Below are 21,095 nucleotides of genomic sequence, written 5' to 3'. Positions count from 1 at the left end.
TTTGACTGGGTAAGTGGTTAAAAATTCAACGTGCCCACTGCTGCAAAATATAAGTGTAAAAAGCTTCTTTATCTACTTGAACCATAGCAAAAATCTTACGCCCTCCTGGCACTATTTGGGTACGTCCTTGACTCAAACCAGTGGTGATAATTTCTGTTTCCCACTCTCGCAATTCATAGAATTCTGGATGAGCAAGATAAGCCGTCGCCAGCACATCCCAGAAATAATAGTCTTGGGGAATAACCAGTGCATAACATTGTCCCGCTAAATCAGATATGGGATGGTGGCGTTGTTTTCCCATTTTGTAAACAATTTCTGATGTCACAGGTACAGTGTTAGTCAAATCCAAAGGACACATGATAATTTCAATTTGGGTTTGCCATATCCGCGCTGCGGAAATTGGATCCCAATACACGTTCCATTCTGCGGAACCATCTTGTCCTGGTTCCCAATTTTTTTCCACATTACCACCAACATTCAAAGCACCTCCCATCCAAACAATTCTTTGAATTTTCGCTTCAATATCCGGTGCTTTGTCGAGTGCAGTTGCTACTGTTGTTAACGGACCAGTCACCATTAACGTAACAGGTTCTGGTGCCTCTTGTAACACCTTTATCATAAAATCTTGACCAGGTTCTGCAAGCAGTGGTGTGCGAATTGTTTCGCTTTGATTGAGAATAGGAAGATGATCAACAACAAATGAATCACGGCGATAGAGTTGAGGGAAAGGATTAATACCCCGTACAGTACTTTGAGCAACTCTGATATCAGAACGCCCCATTAAGTCTAGAATTTTACGTGTAGCACTTACGGCTGGTTCGGCATAGCAATCTGCTGGAGTGACGACAATACCTAGTGGTTGTATGTGATCCATAGTCATCAGCAGCATAGTTGCTAGATAATCATCTACACCACCATCGTGATCCATCAAGACAAGTTGTTTAGACATGGAGAATAAAAAAATGAATGAAAAAATGGATGAGTTTATGCAAGCTGCGATCGCACAAGCAAAACAAGGCAGACAAGAAGGCGGAATTCCCATCGGTTCCATTCTCGTCAAGGATGACAAGATTCTCGGCAAAGGACACAACAAGCGTGTGCAAGACGGCGATCCAGTCACCCACGCCGAAATCGATTGCCTCCGCAATGCCGGTAGAATCGGCAGTTATAGGGGTACAACACTCTATTCAACCTTAATGCCATGTTATCTGTGCGCTGGGGCGGTTGTACAATTTGGCATTAAAAAAGTTATTGCTGGAGAATCAAAAACTTTTCCAGGTGCTAAAGAATTCATGGTATCCCACGGTGTGGAAGTGATTGACCTCAATCTTGATGAATGCGAACAAATGATGAGCGAATTTATTGAAGAGAAACCTGAGTTATGGAACGAGGATATTGGCAAGTAGATAGCGGATTTTGGATTCTTTCACGCAAGGCCTTTTTGACGCAAAAACGCATCAAACGTCATCCTATCTGCAAGCGAAGGTTGCGCCCCTAGTTTAGTTGCAGCCAAAGCACCAGCGGCTGCACCCCAAACCACCGCTTGACGCAAAGAAAGTCCCTCACAAAGCGCTGCAGCCAAACCGCCATTAAAGGCATCTCCCGCAGCAGTTGTGTCAACCGTATCAACTGGAAAAGCAGGTATAAAAAATTTATCTTCTGGAGTGGAACAAACAACGCCTTTGGCACCAAGTTTCACAATGGCATTTTTCACACCCCGTTGCCGTAAAACTTCCCCTGCCTTAATTGCCGACTCTTCTCCATCCACAGAAAAACCTACCAGTCCTCCTGCTTCCACCTCATTTGGTGTGATAATGTCTACCAAAGAGTAAAGTTCATCTGGTATATCCTTCTGCGCTGGTGCTGGGTCGAGAATAACTGTCACTCCAGCTTTTCGTCCAGCTTTGGCAGCTGCGACTACCGCAGGCATAGGAATTTCTAATTGTAAAAGCAGTACCCTAGCTGTTGGTAATAAATGTGATAATCTTTCCACATCTTCCTGATTAACGCGTCCATTCGCACCAGGAATGACAATAATTTGATTTTCACCCTTGACATCTACAGTGATCATAGCAACACCAGAACTCACAGTTTCATCTACAAACACATCATCTGTTTGGACACCCGATGCTTGGAGACTGTTGACAAGTTCTGTACCAAAACTGTCTGCACCTATGCGTCCTACTATGTGAGTAGGAATTCCTAGTCGTGCTGATGCGACTGCTTGATTGGCACCTTTACCACCTGGTACTTTGAAAAAATCGTGTCCCAGCAACGTTTCACCTGCAACTAGTAAGCGGGGTACTGTTGCAACCAGATCTATGTTGATACTGCCAAAGACGATAATGCTCATAAACTGACAAAGTGGTGCTGCACTATATTATCTCGCGTTCAGGGGTCAACTCAATTTATGAAAACCCACATAAATAAAAAAACACTGGAGAATTAGGATACTCCAGTGCTTGAAGGCAACAACTCTTACTCAGAGTTAGAATGCCCAGCACAGTATACAGCGGTTTTCTGTAAGGTGGGCATTGCTCACTAATATCTCAAATGTCTATCACATCTGCTTTTCTAAGCAATGCCCAACGCCAGATGCTATCTCCCAAGGGGAGACGCCAAAGGCGAACAAGCCGGGAAACCCGGACGCCAGACGCCTACGGAGGGAGACCCTCCTGCAGCGCTGGCTCTCCAACGCACTGGCTCCCCTACGATTTGTGGTCTATTCATATGAAAACTGCTGTAAATGAAATTAAAGAAATAACAAAAAAGCACTGGGTACGGATAAACCCCAGTGCTTGAGCACGACTTACTATCAATCCAGAATTAGAATACCCATACAATCGGTGTAAAAGTATTTGCAAATAAGTGATTACCAGCTGTTAGGTCTTGCGTGCCTGTGTGGTTTGAGTTTCTTTAGTCCCAACACAGCAGTAGTAGCACTTAGTGTCACCAAACTCCATGTATAAGATGATTCAGGAACAGGTTTAGCTTGACTAATCACGCTCACGTTTGGATCTAGAGCATCACCTGTGGAATACACATAATCAAAAGCAGTTTTGTCATCAAGAATACTGGCACGCAAAAAGAGTCCACTCCAACGGGCAACAGTTTCCACTGCTACACCTTGAGGGATAGTTGGTGTGTTAGGATCTGGTATTGGACCAGTAGGGTTATTAGTATTGGTGATGCCATAGTGGTTAGCACCCAAAATACTAATCAACGCTTTGGGGGGGTTCTGGATCTGCTCGTAAGTTTTTTCAGCGTTAATTGGAAGAGCTCTGCTATCACGAGTTCCCTCCAATAAGGCAACAGGAATTCCTGAATTATTAATAGGAAAGAACACTCCATTTTGATCACGGAGGTTTGTACCAAAAAACGCTCCTGCTAGAAGTTCATTTGGTCGGTTGAAGGAACCTTCACATTGAACAGGGGAAAGGCAGAGATTTGCAATAGCAAATAACCCGACTACACCTCCTGCGGAGTGACCGAGTAAGCCTAGTTTTTGTGTATTAACAACACCAGCAACAGGCGAAACAGAATTGGAATTTTCTGTTTTCATCTGTACAAGAACAGCGTCAATTTGTGAAGTTTCTGGTAGCAGTCCCGTGAATCCGTACTGGGGAAGAGATCTTGGGTGATTGGGTACAACCACTACAAATCCGTAGCGAGCTACTATACTGGCATATTCTGAGTAATCTGATTTATCGACATTTGCACCTTGCAATAACAGTGCAACAGGAAAGGAGTAGTTGCCAGTTTTCAGGTTCGATGGGTTGGGATAGTATATATCAGCTATGTCATTATTAGCGGAGATTGTCGTACTGTAGCGAGCCACATCATTAAAGGTTGCAGCCGCTGCTACTTTCGCTGTACCGCAGAATATCAATGCTGCACCAGCAGTCACTGACAAAGCTTTGATGGTAACCAAAAAAACTACTCCTTCTCTAAATACACTTATACATATTAGTTGTCATAATATCTGATAGCGCAGTTAGAAACAATTGTTATTTAAGAGATTACAAGTGTCGAATGACTCTACAGGGATTGCCAACTGCAACAACATTTGCAGGTATATCTTTGACAACAACACTACCAGCACCAATAGTAGTATTGTCGCCAATTGTCACACCAGGACAAATAATTGCACCGCCACCAATCCAGACATTATTACCAATTGTTATTGGCGCAGCGAGTTCTTTACCAGAAAGGCGAATTTCTGGATCTGTTGGGTGATATGCCGTGTAAATTTGAACATAGGGAGCACACAAAACGTTGTCCCCAATATGAACTGTGTTACAGTCTAGAATCACACAGCCAAAATTCATATAGAATTGATCGCCTGCATAAATATTTTTACCATAGTCACACTGAAATGGTGGCATGATATTAATATTTTGTCCTACTTGACCAAATAATTCTTGTAAAATTTGCGTTCGCAAAGCGTGCGCTCCGCGCAATCGCTCCTCCAATTGTTCTTCGGTTGTAGAGTTATACTTTCTCAGTAGACTAAGTGCAAAGTTTCTTCCAGCAATCAATTCTGAATCGGAAGCAAGATACAATTCGCCTGCCAGCATTTTCTGTTTTTCTGTTTTTTCCATAACAGAATTTCTTATTTTTGATTATGATACGACAAACATCGCCCCAATCTATCAAATTGTCAATATTAACTAAAAATAGATCATATTCCTATTTTTACAAATACCAAGATTGATTTTTTCTATCACTGCATAATCACGAGCAGTTACATATTCGTACTAATTATTTTTTGCGTCTATTCATCTGGTATAAGTTCTGAGAATTAAATACAACATAACGAGCTTTTCCCTGTTGCTTTGCATCGTACATTGCCATATCAGCATCCCGTAGTAAGCTTTCTGGCTGTTCATAATTAGAACAGCTTAGAGCAATACCAATGCTAGCTGAAATTGAGATTTTATATTCTTCTATGTAAATTGGTAATTTTAAAGCTTCTTGAATACGCTGAGCAACATTTATTGTATCAGAAAGATCTTTAATATCTTCGATGAGAATAGCAAACTCATCACCACCAAATCGCGCTACAGTATCGGCACTACGTAAGCATGATTCTAAACGTCGAGCAATCTCTATCAAGAAATTATCACCCGCACTATGCCCAAAAGTATCGTTAATTCCCTTAAAGCCATCCACATCTAAAAACAAGACAGCATAGTTCTCATTGTTCCGTCTTTTTCGACGCTCAAATACTTGGCTTAGTCTTTCCAAAAATAAAACTCTATTCGGTAGTCCTGTTAACGCATCATAAAAAGCATTCCGTACAAGTTGTGCTTCTGTTTGTTTGCGTTGAGTTATGTCTTGAAAAACGACAACTGCACCAATAAGACTACCATCATCATCGCGGATGGGTGCAATATTTCCCCCAATTTGGATTTCGGTATGATCTTTAGCAATCAATGTTAAAGTTTCTGGTAAATTCAAAACCACACCCGTCTGTATAACTTGTGTAGCTAAATCCTTGCGCAAAATACCTGTATCTTTATCAACTAAACTTAATATTTCTGCTAAATTTTTAGTCACCGCTTCTTCTTGTGTCCATCCTGTTAGTTCTTCTGCTATTGGGTTCATTAGATGAATACAACCACAAGTATCTGTGAGCATGACTGCACAACCCATACTTTTAAGAATTGCCATAAAGTTTTGCTGTTGTTCCTGAAATTGTTTTTTCGTTTGATGCTTGTCAACTGCCATTTCTATAGCAATCTGTAGGTCTTGTTCGGCTACTGGTTCATTAATATAGTTCAAAGATTCTGTTAGTTTTCTTTCTATTTTTTTTATTATCGAATATCTTTCGGTTAAATATAAAACTGGAACTTGATAATCATTCATAATAACATCAGCCAATTTAACGTCGTCTTTTTTTCCGGATAAAGAAATATTAAATAATACTAAATTTGGATTAATTTCTTCCATTTTTTTTACTGCACCCTCTTCATCTTCAGTTATTTCGGAAACAAAGTGACCTAAGTTTTGCAATAATTTTTTTATATCTAATGCCTTTTTTTTTTCATACTCGACCACTAAGATTTTCAAACGACACATATAAAAAAGACCTCTAGCTAAAGTTATATTTTACGCTGTAGTCACTTAATTGAAAGAAAGTTATTCTATCATAATAAGTTTTTCAAAATATGTAATGAATGTTTTCAAAAAATATCGCTTTTGTCAATCATGATTATGCTGAGAGAAAAGTAAAAAAAGTATCCAAACCATCTTTGTACTTAGTCTTAATACTCCGAACAAATAATGAGTACAAACATTACTAAATCTATCTACGTAATCAAAAATAGTAAAATACTCGGCAATTTTATACATTTCAAGAAGACAAACTGTTGAGCTACACAGTAGAATACTCAAGTTTTGTAGAGAATCTTCAAAACACGTAAATTTTTCCTGATATGCTTAGTAACTGCTTATTTGGAAACTCAAATATTGTTCAAATAAAGTTTTTTTGACAAGAAAGCTAATTGCATAATTTTGTACATTTAATATCAAGTTATTATCGCATTCAATATCAAATTAATAGATTTGTATTTGGATAGCTGCAAAGATAGCGGTTGTCAAAGCAATGTTTTGTAAAGATAGAGTAGTTTATTGAAACTTTTCAGATTTTATAAGTATATAAAAACGCACATAGCGAGTTAAGTAACACATATTCTTGTATAAATTTCAGCAAGTTAATAAGTCAAATGTTATACTATGTATAGCAGCTATATCTAAAGGGAACTGCCAGAATGCCAAAATAAGAACAATTGCACTACTCCTTAACTGAGGACAACAAATACTGGGTTTTGTTCCTACTCAAGTTAAGAGTTATAGAAGCAGGAGTTCTTAAGAGCAACTTTGAGAATCCCTCAACAGACCGTGAAGTTGATGAGAGAAGGTGTCAAGGAAATTAACAAGATTTTCTTTTGTGCTGGCAAATATGGAAAGTAAAAATCAAGTTTTAGGTATTATTGAGATGAAGTCTCAACTATTAATTTCATTTAGTTCTAGTTAATTCAATGCTGATTGTGCCGCCAAAGTCTGGAATGGGTGCAGCAGGTTTTTTTTAAATAACTTGAACTTGTATCAGGCGATCGCTTGAGGCCAATTCATTTAGTTCTAGTTAATTCAATGCTGATTGTACCGCCAAAGTCTGGAATGGGTGCAGCAGGTTTTTTCAAAATAACTTGAACTTGTACCAGGCGATCGCTTGATGCCAAAATAGAATCTGCAATAGCGCCTGCAAGACGTTCTATCAGAAGAAACTTTGATGTCTTGACCAGATTTTGCACCAAACTGATAGTACTACGGTAATCGATAGTATTTTCTATCGCGTCAGTTTCAGCAGCTTGTGAAAGATCTACCCATAATCTGACATCTACCTCAAACCATTGTCCTAACACCTGTTCCTCTTGCAGGTACCCAGTGTAGCCATAGGAGCGAATTCCCGTCAAATGAATGCAGTCCATAAAAATAGTCCTAAGTTAGTACTTTGAGTGTTCAACAGCTTATTGGCCTTCCTGATTCATCTACGATAGGAAGGTTGGTTGAAATATACCAGAAAATTAGGATGATCAGATAACTCACTAGACAATCAGTTTAAAATGACACGCTCTTGTTGACATATCTGTTTGAACTAAAAACTCAGGACATTTGGACTTTCAAGGTTGATGGTAATTGATTTTAGAAACATTAATACTGTATGGGCGTCGATTGCTGCCCAGACATTAAAGCGCCTAGGATTAACTTGTGTTGTGATTTGTCCGGGTTCGCGTTCCACATCTCTAGCAGTCGCCTTTGCCCAACAATCACCTGATATTGAGGCAATTTCTATTCTTGATGAACGATCTGCAGCTTTTTTTGCCTTGGGTCAAGCAAAAGCAACCGGACGCCCCACAGTCGTTATTTGTACCTCTGGGACAGCAGGAGCGAATTTTTACCCGGCGGTGATTGAAGCAAAAGAAAGTCGTGTACCTTTATTGCTGTTTACCACAGATAGACCACCTGAGTTACGAGATTGCCATTCTGGTCAAACTATAAATCAGCTGAAATTATACGGCAATTACCCAAACTGGCAGACAGAGTTAGCAATTCCCTCTGTGGATATGGGAATGCTTGCTTATTTGCGACAAACGATGATTCATGCGTGGGAACGTTCACAAACTCCTGTACCCGGACCTGTGCACCTCAATTTTCCCTTTCGCGACCCCCTCGCACCCATCCCCGATGTAGAAATGTTGCATACAACATCTTTACAATTGTTACAGTCCGAATTTGATACAGAAGACTTTTTTTCTGGGATAACGACGATCTCTCCATCTGTTTATCTTCCCAATTCTTTAAATCTTCCTTTCCAACAGTGGTTAAAAACTCAACGAGGAATTATTATCGCGGGTGTTGCCCAACCGCGAAAACCTCAGGAGTATTGTCGTGCGATCGCCCAACTCTGTGAAACCTTAAAATTCCCAGTTTTGGCAGAGGGACTCTCTCCAGTCAGAAACTATGCTGACCAAAATCCTTATATTATTTCCACCTATGACCTGATTTTGCGCAATCAGGAATTGGCAAAACAGCTAGCACCAGAAGTGGTGATTCAAATTGGTGAAATACCCACCAGTAAAGATTTACGTAACTGGTTAACTTCTACCCAAGCACAACGCTGGATTATTGACCCTAGCGACCAAAACCTCGACCCTCTTCATGGTAAGACAATTCACTTACGGATAAGCGTAGAAGAATTGGGGAGATTGGGAGCAGGGAAAGAAATAACTCCCTCATCTTCTTGTGAGTATCTTCAACTATGGTCTACAGCAGAAGCAAAAGTCAGGGCGAGTGTTGACGAAACTTTGACAACAATAGAGGAGTTATTTGAAGGCAAAGCAGCTTGGTTACTTTCTCAGACATTACCACCAAGAACACCTATTTTTATTGCCAACAGTATGCCAGTGCGGGATGTCGAATTCTTTTGGAAACCGACTCACTCACAAGTGCAACCCTTTTTCAACAGAGGTGCGAATGGCATTGATGGCACATTATCCACAGCTTTGGGAATTGCCCATCGCCAACAAAGTAGTGTCATGTTGACAGGTGATTTAGCCTTATTGCACGATACAAATGGTTTTTTAATCAGAAATAAATTTGTTGGACATCTCACCATTGTGTTAATTAACAACAATGGTGGTGGAATTTTTGAAATGTTATCCATTTCCAAATTTGAGCCACCCTTTGAAGAATTTTTTGCAACTCCGCAAGATATTGATTTTGCTCAACTCTCTGCTACTTATGGTGTTGAGCACGAATTGATAACTTCTTGGAAACAGTTACTCTCAAGATTAAACTCACTGCCCAGCAAGGGAATTCGGGTTTTAGAATTGCGGACAAATCGCAAAGCAGATGCTAAGTGGCGCAAGGAGAATTTAGGGCAATTTGCAGCAGATTTGGCTTAGATTTTGACCAGAACTAGGGGATAGGGGAGTGGGGGTGGAGACCCAGTGCCTCACCACCGCACTGGCTCACTTTTTACCTCAGATCTTGCACCATTATTTTCGCCCGCCAAGAAATAAATTTCTTGGCTCAAAGTTCAAGTCCGTTAAAACGGACTCTTGTTAGTCTTTGAGTCCGTTTTAACGGACTTAAGCTATTAGCCTTGAACTTCAGTTCAAGGTGTGCTCAGGTGGAGATGCAAGATCTGAGTTACTTGGTTCTTTTTACTTGTCTGACACCCTTACACCCTTACACCCCTACACCCCTAGTCCCGCTAATTACGCCGCACCCTGTGCAAGAGCCATTGCTCTCCTAACAGCAGCATCGGCATTCACAAACCCGTAACCGTACTCTGTATCATAGCCAGATGCACCCAAGTCGTAAGCAGTTTGTGACAGAATCGTCTTGATTTGAGTAGCAGTGAGATTTGAATTCACACTCCACACTAATGAAGCAACTCCTACCACATTTGGCACTGCTGCTGAAGTGCCATTGAAACGTTGATCATAGTCGAACGTAAAACCATTAGAAGACTTGGTAGCATTGGTTGTGAGGTACTCAGATGGTGCCATGACACTCAGACCATTTCCTTTATTGGAACCCCATCCTCCTTGATAGGAAATCCGTGTTCCAGGTGTTGTGGGATTGCCATTCCAGTCTTTAACTCCCCAAGAACCACCGACTGCTAGAACATTGAGATAGTTATTCGCTAAGTCGGCAGGACTTTCAAGACTATTGGCGTTAGTATTTCCAGCTGCAACCACAAACAAGGCTGTATTTTGGTTATTAGCAATCAGTTGCTCAAATTGTGTTGAACTACCACCAGTCAAGCTGAGGTTCACTACCAGACGCTGACCTTTACTATTTGCTTGATTAATCAGCGTTTGTGTCGCACTCACCAAATCGTAATCCCCAGGATCACCACCCATAACATCGATATGGAAAATATCAGAATTCCAGTTGATACCACTCATCCCGATGCCATTATTGCTCGCCGCCCCAATCACTCCTTCAACTTTTGTACCGTGGGCAATGGAGTTAGTCATTTCGTCCAAGTAGTTATTACTTATTACATTGGGGGAACGTAAATCAGGGTGAAGAACACCATTATTGGCAGCCAAACCCGTATCTTCAATTCCAATAAGTACTTTGTCCGAACCTTTGGTCAAACGCCACGCATCTTGAACACCCATCATATGTAGGTTCCATTGTTGCCCAAACAAAGGGTCATTAGGTGTTACTGATAAGTTGATTGTTTTGTCTGCAAATTTAATCGCTTCAATGCCCTCAAATAAAATTTGTTTACCGTTGCTTAATGTTATGTCATCAAATAAGCGAGTACCATTGCCTGGGTTATACATGACACCCCCTGTGGACTCGACTAACTTGATTGTGGCACTTGTAGAAGAAAATGTAGATAAATCCAATAAGTCTCGCCCACCACTGCCATAGTCAACGTTGCCATTTCCAGAGTATATTGTCCGATTGTACGTAGACTGGTAAGTAAAGGTATCTGATCGAAGAGTTCCCTTGACATATTGCGTGTTGCTATCAGGGAATACAGATGTAATTACAGAAGCAGCTAGTTGTTGTACACCGTTGGAAATGGAAGATAATGTGCCACTATCAGTGGGAGTGGGTATTGTTTCATCACCAGATACACCGGTTGCTGACAAAGTTAGGTTGTAGAAACTTTCACCATGTTCGTACGAGTTGACGCGTACATAATATGTTCCTGGGTTTAAAGTACGATTTATTGATTGATTTGTGATACCAACGTTAAGGGAGTTTGCAAGTGTATTGCCATTACCATCTAGCAGTTGCACCTGTGCATCATCACTCAAGCCACTAAGTCCTAATTTGAAATCACTCTTGGTATTGAGTGCAAATTTGTAGTAATCATTTGTATCTGATATACCTACCCAATCACTGTAGTTTTTTGCTTTGGAATGAAGAGTAATTTGACGTGCATTTTGTAAAGAATCTCCAGCATAATCAATGGGCGTTGCCGAAACAGCCAATTTGTAATCAGTTTCTAAACCTTCATCGATAGAGACTTTGACATAATACAAACCTGCATCTAAGGTTTGGTTAATCGATTCAGCCTTCGCGCCACCGAAAACAGAACTACTTATGACTTCACCGTCATCTACAACAGCATTTCCATTTGAATCTCGAATCAAATCTACCTGTGCATTTGCGCTTGAGTCTTCTAATTCAAGGTTAAAACTACTACGACCTTTCAGATTAAAGCTGTAGAAATTGCTGTGAGCGGAATTTAATGTATCGCTAAATATTTGAGGATTGACGCCTGTATTTAAGTTTTTAGCAGTCTCTAGAGAGCTTTCAGAAAAAGTCGTTGACATAGGTGAATCAGTTTACTATCTGTATATATTAGGTCAATTCTAATATCGTATTATTTCATGGCAAAAATTATACTTATGTAGATATTTACTGAAAAAATAGAAAATTTTTACTGATTCTTCATAGAATTGATAAATTCTAAGAGTGTTTTCTCTGAAAAATTAACAAAATCTGTGTTGTAAACAGTTGTAATATAAAATACGTAATCAAACCGGATTCCTAGAGTGTATTTTCCGTGACTAAGGATTTTTAAGTGGTAATCAAACTTGTTCTAAATTAGTTATTCTATTGGTACTTTGGCAAAATACTTCTAAAAAAGCTGAGTTGATACAATGTTTGATTCGATAAACTCTCTAAATCCTTGGCTGGTTGGAGTCGGCTTGAACTCTGTGCTATTACTTGTAGTTTGGATTGCCCCCAAAAAGTTGCTTACTCCATCTGGAGTGTTTCACGCTTGGCTACTTGGTGTGCTGATTTGGGCAACACTGGGGTGGGAAGGATATGTAGTCGTGATGTTTTACTTTCTTGTTGGTTCTTTGATTACGCGCGTAGGTATGGCGCAGAAGGAAGCACAAGGTATTGCAGAAAAGCGTTCTGGCGCAAGAGGCCCCGAAAATGTCTGGGGTTCTGCTTTAACTGCGGCTTTGTGTGCGTTAGGAGTATGGGCGACAAGTTCGGGAATTATTCCTACACCTCAAAATTTACATCCCACGCCAACTACTCTATTGTTGCTGGGTTATGTGGCGAGTTTTTGTACAAAGCTTTCTGACACCTGTGCAAGTGAAGTGGGTAAGGCTTATGGTAAAAGCACTTTTCTGATTACCACGCTACAACCAGTCGCACGCGGAACCGAAGGCGCGGTTAGTTTGGAGGGAACTTTAGCTGGTGCGATCGCCTCACTCGCCCAAGCACTACTCGGTTGGGGAGTCGGTTTGATAGATTTCTTCGGTGTTTTTTGGTGTGTTGTAGCAGCGTTTGTAGCTACGAATTTAGAAAGTGTGATTGGTGCAACACTGCAATCTCGCTTTAATTGGCTTACTAATGAAGTGGTGAATATTTTAAACACATTGATCGGCGCAACTACTGCAATTTTGCTTGCCTGGATATGGGCACATTTCATTGCCTAACATTTTTATAAAAATCTTGAGTTTTTTTTAGCAATCTCCTGGTGAATTATCACTCTTGATGAAAACTAGTTATAATTGCAACACTATTTTTTCTATAAAATTGTCAATTCAAATGCAATTTTATAGAAAAAATAGTTGTATGTTGTTTTTTTGTCGTTTTTTCTATTCATTATTTATTTAACTTCATGGAATTTTTGACTGTAGATGAAAAACCGATTTCCTATGTACAAGCAGTAAAATATTTGCAATCATCCGGAAAATTGGGGCAATTTATTGGAGACATTCTTCGCCAGTACATAATCGAACAAGAACTACAAAAACGAGAAGATATACTCATTAGTTCTGCTTTGACAGAACAGACTATAATTGACTTCCGACTAAAAAATAAATTGACAGAACCTCATAAATTTCAAGAATGGTTACAAAGTAATGGGACAAATTATGATACCTTTCACTCATCAGTTGCTTATGGTTTTAAGGTAGAAAAACTGAAAGCGAGCGTCACAGAATCCAAGCTACAAGAATACTACATTGAACGTAAAATTTATTTAGATAGGGTGGTAGTTTCGCGAATTGTTGTTGAGACTCAGGAGTTAGCGGAAGAACTACAAACCCAAATCGAAGAAGGAGCAAACTTTGAGCAACTTGCTAGAGAATATTCCCTCTCAGATGAAAAAATTGTCAACGGTATGATGGGGCCTGTAAGTCGGGGAACGATGCCAGATAAACTCAGGGCATGTGTTGATATTGCCAGTCCCGGACAATTAATAGGACCAATAGAACTGGAAGGACGCTATGGATTGTTTCGTGTGGAACAATTTCTGAGCGCGTCGTTAGAAGATACTCAACTAAGGCAAGCACTACAAAATGAGTTATTTGAGAAATGGCTAGCAGAGAAAATTCAAAAACTAACGGTAAAATTGCAGGTGAATTAAAACTTTTAGATAACGAATCTTCAGAAAATAGCGTGCTAGCATCTCAATCTTGGAATCAACCACCACTGTGCTGGCTAACAGCTGAACAACAAAACCGACTGCAACAGGTGTCAGAAACTCTTCGCTACAAATTGGGAGAAAAAATCTGGCCACAAGAAGCAGCAGGTTTCCAATTCTTGATTATTTCTGGAAACATCCGCTTGCGGGACGGAAGCGTCGGTAAGACTTTGACAGTACTACAACCAGGAGATTGGTTCGGCGACTTAAACAACTTTTCTGTGGAGTGCAAGGCTGTTGCTGCTAGTAAAGAAGTCGTCGTACTACGCCAGACGACAGCAGTATGGGCAGAACTTTCAACGCCACAAATTGAAGGGTTTTGGTTAGGAAATCAACAAGACACCGCGACAACAGAACAAATCAATTCCAAATCACCTAAGATTGGAGTCTCCTCCAAAGACGCGCAAGGGACGGAGGAAACCTGCGTTTCAACTTCTCTCCAAATTCCAAATTCCAAATTAGAAGACTCTGCCTCATCTGCCTCAGTTTCTCACTCCTCCACTCCTTCATCTCCTCCTTCTTCCCCTCCCCTCTCCCCGTCCTCGACTTCTGTATCAACATATCCATTCGTCTCTAGCTGGAACACAGGTGCGGCGTGTTTAACAATGGTGGCGCAACAGCTAGACAATCCCTTACAACTCGAATGGGTACAACGTCAACTGCGAGGACAACAACCAAAACATCTTGTGGAAGCAGCAGAAAAGTTAGGATTTGTGCTGCGACGGCTGCAAGTCAGTTGGAGTGAGTTACAACAGTTATCATTTCCAGCTTTGTTACGGTGGAAAACATCAGGAAAAACAGAGGAAGGTTGGATAGTCGCGTATGCCCTCAAGGGCGATCGCCTAACTATCGCAAATCCCCTAAATCCCAATAACACTTGTGAAACCATACCACGCTCAGTGGTTGAAGAAACTTGGGATGGGCAATTATGGCAAGTAGAAGTCATCCAAAAGCAAGAAAAATTTAACCTCAATTGGTTTACTCCAGCAGTTTGGCGGTACCGAGGATTGCTAGGAGAAGTGCTGCTGGCGTCTTTTACATTGCAGCTTTTGGGGTTAACAACACCACTCATTACTCAAGTTGTTATTGATAAGGTGATGGTGCAGGAGAGTTTGCCAACTCTTGATGTGATGGCGATCGCACTCCTCTTCACCTCAACATTCGAGGCAGTTCTTGGAATCCTGCGACTGTTTATTTTTACCCATACCGCCCGTCGTCTAGATTTAAGTTTATCAGCACAGCTGTTTCGCCACCTCATGCGGTTACCCTTGGCTTATTTTGAGTCTCGGCGCGTAGGAGATACAGTCGCAAGAGTTCAAGAACTCGAACAAATCCGCCAGTTTCTCACAGGTACGGCGTTAACTGTGGTTTTGGATAGCATCTTTGCTGTGGTGTATTTGGGGTTAATGTTTTACTACAATATCCCCCTGACATTTGTGGCGTTAGCAGTCTTACCGTTGTTTGCCACTTTAACAGTGGTAGCAACGCCAATTCTTCGCAACTGGCTAAACGAAACCTTTAACCGCAGTGCTGATAGTCAATCATTTCTTGTCGAAACAATTACCGGAATTCACTCAGTTAAAGCACACGCAGCAGAACCAGCAGCGCGCGATCGCTGGGAAGGTTTATTTGCTCGCTTCGTCCGCACAGGTTTCAAAGCTTCTACCACCTCTAACATTAGTAGCAATATTGGTGACTTCCTGACCAATTTTTCCAACTTGCTTATTCTTTGGTTTGGAGCCAAGCTTGTTATTGATCATAAATTAACAGTCGGTCAACTCGTCGCATTTCAAATGCTTTCTGGTAGAGTCACAGCACCACTTTTACGCCTCGTACAGCTGTGGCAAACCTTCCAACAAGTGCTGCTTTCTGTTGACCGGATTGGTGATATTCTTAACGTAGCCCCAGAAGCGGAACCAGGCACTGGTTTAGTGTTACCATCCCTCAAAGGTCAAGTTAACTTTGAGCAAGTTTTCTTCCGTTACCGACAAAGTGCTGAACCCGTCTTGAGAGGAATCTCCTTTTCTGTAGAACCAGGACAGTTTGTTGGTGTTGTTGGACGCAGTGGTTCTGGGAAAAGTACTCTTTCTAAAGTGTTGCAACGCCTTTATCAAATTGAATCAGGACGCATCCTCATTGATGGTTTTGATATTAAAAGCGCTGATTTAGCTTCCCTGCGCCAACAAATTGGTGTAGTTCTGCAAGAAGACTTTTTATTCAACGGTTCTATCTTAGACAATATAACTCTCGGTAATCCTGACATCACCTCAGAACAAGTTGTAGAAGCTGCAAGATATGCCGTTGCTCATGACTTTATCAGTGAATTAGCCCACGGCTACGAAACAAATGTTGGAGAACGGGGTACAGCTTTATCTGGGGGACAACGTCAACGCATAGCCTTGGCACGATTATTTCTCTCGCAAGCACCGATTTTAATTTTGGACGAAGCAACTAGTGCTTTAGATAGTGAAACTGAACAGCAAGTCCTGGAAAACTTACAAAAAGTTTCCGCTAACCGCACCGTGTTTCTCATCGCCCACCGTTTCGCCCCCCTCAAGCGTGCTGATTTGATTTTGGTACTGGAGAAGGGAGTTCTCGCTGAACGCGGAAACCATTTGGATCTGTTGCGACAAAAAGGTTTGTACTGGTCACTTTATCAAAGACAGCAGGCAAATATCTGAGATGAATAAGCAGTTCTCATCCGGATGAAGTACAAGTTCATCTCTTGTTTATTTGCACGGCAGTTTGCACGCACGAAGGGAACCCTCTAGAGTTGCACGCCACTTGCTACAATGGAGGCTACGCCGAACGGACACGCACTCGCGTTCGGGAATAGGGCAGGCGAAGCCATCACAGCCCGTGTCGCCGGGGTATTAGGTAATGGCAATGCACATAGTCAACTTTTTGTCAATGCGTAAGTGCTAGATTGTTTGGAAATAGTTTGTTTTTTACAAACTGCTCAAACGTCGTTGGTGTAACAGCTTCAGGTGTTCGTACTGTCGCATAAACTCCGTCAGGATTGCCAAGGGCACGATACAGATTGCCCAACTCTCGTTGTACATCAGGTGTTGCGCCCGTCAATGCAAGGCGCTGCTGGATCGATTCAATAGTCACCTGGACATATTTGATCGGGCGATTGAGCACTTGTGAAAGGACAGCAGTTGTTTCAAACAGCGTTAAATTTTCGGATCCCATTAAATTCCGAGTCCAATGACCTGCCCAACCATCATTGAGTAGATATTTTGCTGCCTCATCGCCGATATCGTCAGTACTAATCCAAGGAATATCATGATCGCTGGCATAGGGGAAGTATACGGTATCGTCTCGCCGAATGAATTCAACTTGATCTAGAAAATTCTCCATGAAATAGCCGGGACGCAAATGCAGCACATTTGCTGTAGTTTGGTTGAAGATCGATTCGACGTTTCCACCAAATGAGACTGTACCCAAGTTTGATGCTGAACCCGCACCAATGCCAGAAATGTTGACGACTCGCTTGACACCGTTTTCACGCACTGCTTTAGCTGCAGCCATTGCCGTCTGGATGCACCAGTCGCGTAAGCTTGGTGCATCAAGTTTCGGTGGAGTCAGCCAAAACAAAGCATCTGCATTTTGGGTTGCCTCGATCAACCCTTGAGTATCATCGCTGCTGATTGGCTTCACCGTGGCACCTTGAGTCACTAAATCAGCCAACTTCTCTGGATGTCGTGCCAGAAGAATAGTTTCAGCACCAGCCTGGATGATTTTCTCTGCGGTGCGTCGTCCAATATTGCCTGATGCGGCTGCAATCACAATTTTCATATCTATCCTCTCCTCTGCATTACTGTGCATTAAAAGATTGACGCAAATTTTGTGTGCTACCGAACGCATCAAGAACGGGGACAGGGTTCCAGTATTCACGGTAGTGGATGATCTTGCCATCCTTGGTTTCCAGTCGCATCACATAATCTTGCTGATAGTGACGACCTGTAGCGACAATTATGGCTTTCCCATGCACCTCAGCAAATAGAACATTAGGGTTTGACGTTGGGTAGGCACGAATGTTCGTGAATACCAAATTTTGCATCTGTGCTAACGCGTCTTTCATGTAGTTGTAGATGGCAGGTTTGCCTTCTAATCGTTGTGGTGAACCGAGAGCAGAAGCATACGGAAATTCAACGACTGCATTTTCGGCAAACAGCTCTACCCAGGCTTGAATATCCTTTGTAATCAGTGCGAGACTGTCAGCAAAAACCTCAGCAGCCGTAGATTGTTCTTTTGTTTCACCTAAAAATTGCATTGCTAAAAACCTCTTAATGAAGGGTTGAAGAAAAGGCCAAGGAAGCTACAGTGGTTTCTTCCTGAGATGTCTAAAAATGTCCTACAGACCGGCGGTGTGATCAGTATCGATATGGGTAATGAGAACCAGATCGATCTCGTGGGGTGCATAGCTGCCTTTAACGACACTTGTAGCTTGCCACCTAAATAAACACGAATTTCGGAAATCAGTTGGTCACTTAAGTGCTGCTGTTGCCTCAATTTCAACCAATGTTTCTGGAGAGGCAAGTGAGGAAACACCGATGCCAGTAAGAGCGGGGCGCGATTCTGCTAGAAATTGCCCGATAATTGGTGCGATAGTCCCCATAAATTCTCCAAGTTCACCACGAACATAGATGCGAAGGCTAAGCAGATTCTCTACGGAGCTTCCCGATGCATCTAGGACGACCTTTAGGTTCGTTAGCACGTTCGAGAGTTGCCCCTCGACGGTATGGCATGAGACTTGATGGTTCACATCCCAGTCAACTTGACCAGAAATGTAAACGGTAGCCGATGCGGTATCGATAACAGCATGGGACATTCCGTGTGGTCTTCCATCATAGAGTTGTGGCGGATTAATAAGTTGCTTTCTCATTGTGTCTAAGTCCTTACTGCGGTTATAACAGCTAAAATTAGTTTAAAAAACATGGCGGATGTATTCCATAACCTTGTTATGAACAGTTGAAGGAATGGGCAAGGAAGCTACAGTGGTTTATTCCTCAGGTAGTCTAAAAATGTCCTATCTTTTGGCGACACAACCTTATTGTTCACGCCAGCGATAGTCCACAGGCACCCAGGCATAGCCTTTACCTTCCGCGCGAATATGCCCAACTCCTGGGAAGGGTAAATGTGCGCCTGCAACTAAGCGGCGTGATATCTGTGCGTCAGCGAACTGTTTCGCACGTTGCACCGCTGCGGCATTGGGATCGACGTCATAGACAATCGTGATCTCGGGCTTCGGAAATTGAACCGAGGCGACGTGAAGAATATCGCCCCAGAACTCGATGCTCTCGCCACCGCTTTGAACAAGGAAGAAGCTGTGTCCCGGCGTATGTCCCGGCGTGGGGCGTGCGGTAATCCCCGGCAGAATAACCGTCTTGCCGGAAAACGGCTTAAGCTTGCCTGCATCGAGATAGGGTTTGACCGTTTTGACTGCTTCATCAAAATATTTGCGGTCGAGCTGCGATCGCTCTGCATTGGCAGGATTAAGCCAAAAATCGACATCAGGCTTGCCAACGTAAACTGTAGCGGTGGGAAACATTAGTTGATCGCCTTTGACCAGACCACCGCTGTGATCACTATGGATATGGGTAAGGAGAACCGTATCGATCTCGTCGGGTGCATAGCCCGCCGCCTTTAACGACACTTGTAGCTTGCCACCTAGCTTTGGTCCGAATAATTCCCCTGAACCTGTATCCACCAACACCTGTTTATCCCCGGTATCGATAAGAAATGCATTGATCGAGGCTTCAACAGGGTTCGTAAGAAAGCTGCTATGGAGAAGGCGATCAATTTCTGCCGGGTTCGTATTGGTTAGGAGCTTAGGGAGATCCTGCGGTAGTGTACCGTCGCTGAGCGCCGTAATCGTGAAATCGCCTAACATGAAAGAGTAGACACCTGGTACTTGAGTTTTCGCAGTTTTGCCTATGGCAATCCCCGAAAAAAAATACGAGGTTGTAATAATCAGCACTGCGGTTATAATAGCCAAAATTGGTCTAAAAAACATGGCGGATGTATCCCAAAATCTTCTAATGAAGAGTTGAAGGAACGGGCAAAGAAGCTACAGTGGTTTATTCCTGAAGTGTCTAACAATGCCCTATCTATCCCAAGTGTAGTGAGTTCCAATGCTCGACTTCTTTCAGATTCTTACAACGCTTTATCAGATTCTTATGGTTTTAGCGAACTTGTTTCGGTGTCATTCTAGTGAGGCGTTTAAAGTGTTGAGTCAGATGGCTTTGACTGGAAAACCCCACTTGTAATGCAATGTCGGCGATCGCCAAATCTGTTGTCAACAGCATCAGCTTTGCCTGCTCCACCCGCTGTTTAATCACATACTGATGAGGAGAAATACCTGTGGTGCTTTTGAACAAACTGGCAAAGTAAGTGGGGCTGATATTAATGACTCCTGCAATTTCAACCAGTGACAAATCTCGGTCAAGGTGAGTGTGAATATAGTCGATCGCTCGCTGCAATTGAGCGTTCGTTAAGCTTCTGTTCTGGGACGTAATTGTCTGCGTGAAGGTGGAATAATGTCGCAGAAGATGAATGACTAGCACCTGAGTCAATGATTCGACATATAATTGACCCATCATCCCACCTGACTTTAACTCAGCCAAGAGCAGCATAGCGATATGCTGAAGGTGTAAATCCTGCTTACAGAAACAGTTCACGAGGTTGATCTGCTCCCGATCAAACTCAGATGTTTCAGCAACTTGCGTGATCAACTCCGGTTTCAAGTGGATGTGCAGCGTTGGCTGGTAGGTTTCACTTCCCTGGCAGCGCCAGTAGCTCGGTTGTCCGGCAGGAACAAAGATGGTGTCACCCTTTTGAACGATTGATTCATGCAGGCGATCATCACGCTTCTGGGTCAAATGGACGGGGTGTCCCAGGGGTAAGTTGAGCAAATGATCTGACAGGGCAGGAAGTTCAGTTTCACTTGGAGTCGGAGAATTCTGATACTGTTCAACCAAGATCCCTTTCCAGCCAATTTGCCGACTGGATAACATCAGGGATTTATTCAACCGTTGATTGAGTTTGATCGGACTGACAAAGTTGGTTGTCACAGGTTTTGTTTTCAGCATTTGACTTA

At 42.2% G+C, this 21,095-nt stretch carries 17 protein-coding genes; 5 read left to right on the top strand and 12 right to left on the bottom strand.

The window, feature by feature from the left end; translation table 11 throughout:
- Positions 1-25: 25 nt before the first annotated feature.
- Entirely contained in the window at positions 26-949 is a 924-nt protein-coding gene (locus tag DP114_RS23295; RefSeq protein ID WP_169264731.1) for a nucleoside hydrolase, read from the bottom strand.
- A 25-nt stretch (positions 950-974) separates the two neighbouring features.
- Between DP114_RS23295 and DP114_RS23290 the strand changes: the two genes are divergently transcribed.
- Entirely contained in the window at positions 975-1,406 is a 432-nt protein-coding gene (locus DP114_RS23290; RefSeq protein ID WP_169264741.1) for a nucleoside deaminase, read from the top strand.
- Between the two features lie 20 nt (positions 1,407-1,426).
- Here DP114_RS23290 and rbsK read toward each other — a convergent pair whose 3' ends face one another.
- The 5 genes from rbsK to folB all read right to left on the bottom strand — a co-directional run bounded on the left by rbsK (position 1,427) and on the right by folB (position 7,493).
- The gene (gene rbsK / locus DP114_RS23285; RefSeq protein WP_171977246.1) at positions 1,427-2,353 is read right to left on the bottom strand and encodes a ribokinase; all 927 of its coding nucleotides are present in this window, start codon (positions 2,351-2,353) and stop codon (positions 1,427-1,429) included.
- Positions 2,354-2,872: 519 nt separating this feature from the next.
- Complete coding sequence (locus DP114_RS23280) at positions 2,873-3,931, bottom strand: alpha/beta hydrolase family protein (protein ID WP_171977245.1); 1,059 nt, start codon at positions 3,929-3,931, stop codon at positions 2,873-2,875.
- A gap of 88 nt (positions 3,932-4,019) precedes the next feature.
- Complete coding sequence (locus tag DP114_RS23275) at positions 4,020-4,601, bottom strand: sugar O-acetyltransferase (RefSeq protein ID WP_171977244.1); 582 nt, start codon at positions 4,599-4,601, stop codon at positions 4,020-4,022.
- A gap of 160 nt (positions 4,602-4,761) precedes the next feature.
- A complete protein-coding gene (locus tag DP114_RS23270) occupies positions 4,762-6,081 on the bottom strand; it encodes a diguanylate cyclase domain-containing protein (RefSeq protein ID WP_171977243.1) in 1,320 nt (439 codons plus the stop codon).
- 1,052 nt (positions 6,082-7,133) lie between these two features.
- Positions 7,134-7,493 carry a dihydroneopterin aldolase gene (folB, locus tag DP114_RS23265; protein WP_169264726.1) on the bottom strand — a complete coding sequence of 120 codons (360 nt, stop codon included), beginning with the start codon at positions 7,491-7,493 and terminating at the stop codon, positions 7,134-7,136.
- A gap of 201 nt (positions 7,494-7,694) precedes the next feature.
- Between folB and menD the strand changes: the two genes are divergently transcribed.
- Entirely contained in the window at positions 7,695-9,470 is a 1,776-nt protein-coding gene (gene menD, locus DP114_RS23260) for a 2-succinyl-5-enolpyruvyl-6-hydroxy-3-cyclohexene-1-carboxylic-acid synthase (protein ID WP_171977242.1), read from the top strand.
- Positions 9,471-9,785: 315 nt separating this feature from the next.
- Here the strand turns inward: menD and DP114_RS23255 are convergent, their stop codons facing one another.
- Positions 9,786-11,873 (bottom strand): S8 family serine peptidase, encoded by a 2,088-nt coding sequence (locus DP114_RS23255; RefSeq protein WP_171977241.1) that lies wholly within the window; start codon positions 11,871-11,873, stop codon positions 9,786-9,788.
- A 330-nt stretch (positions 11,874-12,203) separates the two neighbouring features.
- Here DP114_RS23255 and DP114_RS23250 point away from each other — a divergent pair, with 330 nt between their 5' ends.
- The 3 genes from DP114_RS23250 to DP114_RS23240 all read left to right on the top strand — a co-directional run bounded on the left by DP114_RS23250 (position 12,204) and on the right by DP114_RS23240 (position 16,671).
- Positions 12,204-12,998: a TIGR00297 family protein gene (locus tag DP114_RS23250; protein ID WP_169264723.1), complete on the top strand. Its 795-nt coding sequence runs from the start codon at positions 12,204-12,206 to the stop codon at positions 12,996-12,998.
- Positions 12,999-13,183: 185 nt separating this feature from the next.
- Complete coding sequence (locus tag DP114_RS23245; protein WP_171977240.1) at positions 13,184-13,933, top strand: foldase protein PrsA; 750 nt, start codon at positions 13,184-13,186, stop codon at positions 13,931-13,933.
- The gene (locus DP114_RS23240) at positions 13,882-16,671 is read left to right on the top strand and encodes a type I secretion system permease/ATPase (RefSeq protein WP_171977239.1); all 2,790 of its coding nucleotides are present in this window, start codon (positions 13,882-13,884) and stop codon (positions 16,669-16,671) included. Before DP114_RS23245 ends, DP114_RS23240 begins: the two co-directional genes overlap by 52 nt.
- 226 nt (positions 16,672-16,897) lie before the next feature.
- Here DP114_RS23240 and DP114_RS23235 read toward each other — a convergent pair whose 3' ends face one another.
- The 5 genes from DP114_RS23235 to DP114_RS23215 form a co-directional block, all read right to left on the bottom strand.
- Positions 16,898-17,791 (bottom strand): NmrA family NAD(P)-binding protein, encoded by an 894-nt coding sequence (locus tag DP114_RS23235; RefSeq protein ID WP_171977238.1) that lies wholly within the window; start codon positions 17,789-17,791, stop codon positions 16,898-16,900.
- A gap of 19 nt (positions 17,792-17,810) precedes the next feature.
- On the bottom strand, positions 17,811-18,269 hold the full coding sequence (locus DP114_RS23230; protein WP_171977237.1) for a nuclear transport factor 2 family protein: 459 nt from the start codon (positions 18,267-18,269) through the stop codon (positions 17,811-17,813).
- 213 nt (positions 18,270-18,482) lie between these two features.
- Positions 18,483-18,881, bottom strand: coding sequence for a RidA family protein (locus tag DP114_RS23225; protein ID WP_169264718.1), 399 nt, complete (start codon positions 18,879-18,881; stop codon positions 18,483-18,485).
- Positions 18,882-19,046: 165 nt separating this feature from the next.
- The gene (locus tag DP114_RS23220) at positions 19,047-20,012 is read right to left on the bottom strand and encodes an MBL fold metallo-hydrolase (RefSeq protein WP_169264717.1); all 966 of its coding nucleotides are present in this window, start codon (positions 20,010-20,012) and stop codon (positions 19,047-19,049) included.
- A gap of 169 nt (positions 20,013-20,181) precedes the next feature.
- Positions 20,182-21,087 (bottom strand): helix-turn-helix domain-containing protein, encoded by a 906-nt coding sequence (locus tag DP114_RS23215; protein ID WP_246162688.1) that lies wholly within the window; start codon positions 21,085-21,087, stop codon positions 20,182-20,184.
- Positions 21,088-21,095 lie beyond the last annotated feature (8 nt).

This window comes from Brasilonema sennae CENA114 (genome assembly GCF_006968745.1).
Classification (GTDB): Bacteria; Cyanobacteriota; Cyanobacteriia; order Cyanobacteriales; family Nostocaceae; genus Brasilonema; species Brasilonema sennae.
This window is presented reverse-complemented; position numbering and strand designations above follow the sequence as displayed.

Excerpts from the sequence above, each read along its gene's own strand:
- DP114_RS23295 (WP_169264731.1), bottom strand. The coding sequence starts at position 949 with ATGTCTAAACAACTTGTCTTGATGGATCACGATGGTGGTGTAGATGAT.
- DP114_RS23290 (WP_169264741.1), top strand. The coding sequence starts at position 975 with ATGGATGAGTTTATGCAAGCTGCGATCGCACAAGCAAAACAAGGCAGA.
- rbsK (WP_171977246.1), bottom strand. The coding sequence starts at position 2,353 with ATGAGCATTATCGTCTTTGGCAGTATCAACATAGATCTGGTTGCAACA.
- DP114_RS23275 (WP_171977244.1), bottom strand. The coding sequence starts at position 4,601 with ATGGAAAAAACAGAAAAACAGAAAATGCTGGCAGGCGAATTGTATCTT.
- DP114_RS23270 (WP_171977243.1), bottom strand. The coding sequence starts at position 6,081 with ATGTGTCGTTTGAAAATCTTAGTGGTCGAGTATGAAAAAAAAAAGGCA.
- folB (WP_169264726.1), bottom strand. The coding sequence starts at position 7,493 with ATGGACTGCATTCATTTGACGGGAATTCGCTCCTATGGCTACACTGGG.
- menD (WP_171977242.1), top strand. The coding sequence starts at position 7,695 with ATGGTAATTGATTTTAGAAACATTAATACTGTATGGGCGTCGATTGCT.
- DP114_RS23255 (WP_171977241.1), bottom strand. The coding sequence starts at position 11,873 with ATGTCAACGACTTTTTCTGAAAGCTCTCTAGAGACTGCTAAAAACTTA.
- DP114_RS23250 (WP_169264723.1), top strand. The coding sequence starts at position 12,204 with ATGTTTGATTCGATAAACTCTCTAAATCCTTGGCTGGTTGGAGTCGGC.
- DP114_RS23245 (WP_171977240.1), top strand. The coding sequence starts at position 13,184 with ATGGAATTTTTGACTGTAGATGAAAAACCGATTTCCTATGTACAAGCA.
- DP114_RS23240 (WP_171977239.1), top strand. The coding sequence starts at position 13,882 with ATGGCTAGCAGAGAAAATTCAAAAACTAACGGTAAAATTGCAGGTGAA.
- DP114_RS23235 (WP_171977238.1), bottom strand. The coding sequence starts at position 17,791 with ATGAAAATTGTGATTGCAGCCGCATCAGGCAATATTGGACGACGCACC.
- DP114_RS23230 (WP_171977237.1), bottom strand. The coding sequence starts at position 18,269 with ATGCAATTTTTAGGTGAAACAAAAGAACAATCTACGGCTGCTGAGGTT.
- DP114_RS23225 (WP_169264718.1), bottom strand. The coding sequence starts at position 18,881 with ATGAGAAAGCAACTTATTAATCCGCCACAACTCTATGATGGAAGACCA.
- DP114_RS23220 (WP_169264717.1), bottom strand. The coding sequence starts at position 20,012 with ATGTTTTTTAGACCAATTTTGGCTATTATAACCGCAGTGCTGATTATT.
- DP114_RS23215 (WP_246162688.1), bottom strand. The coding sequence starts at position 21,087 with ATGCTGAAAACAAAACCTGTGACAACCAACTTTGTCAGTCCGATCAAA.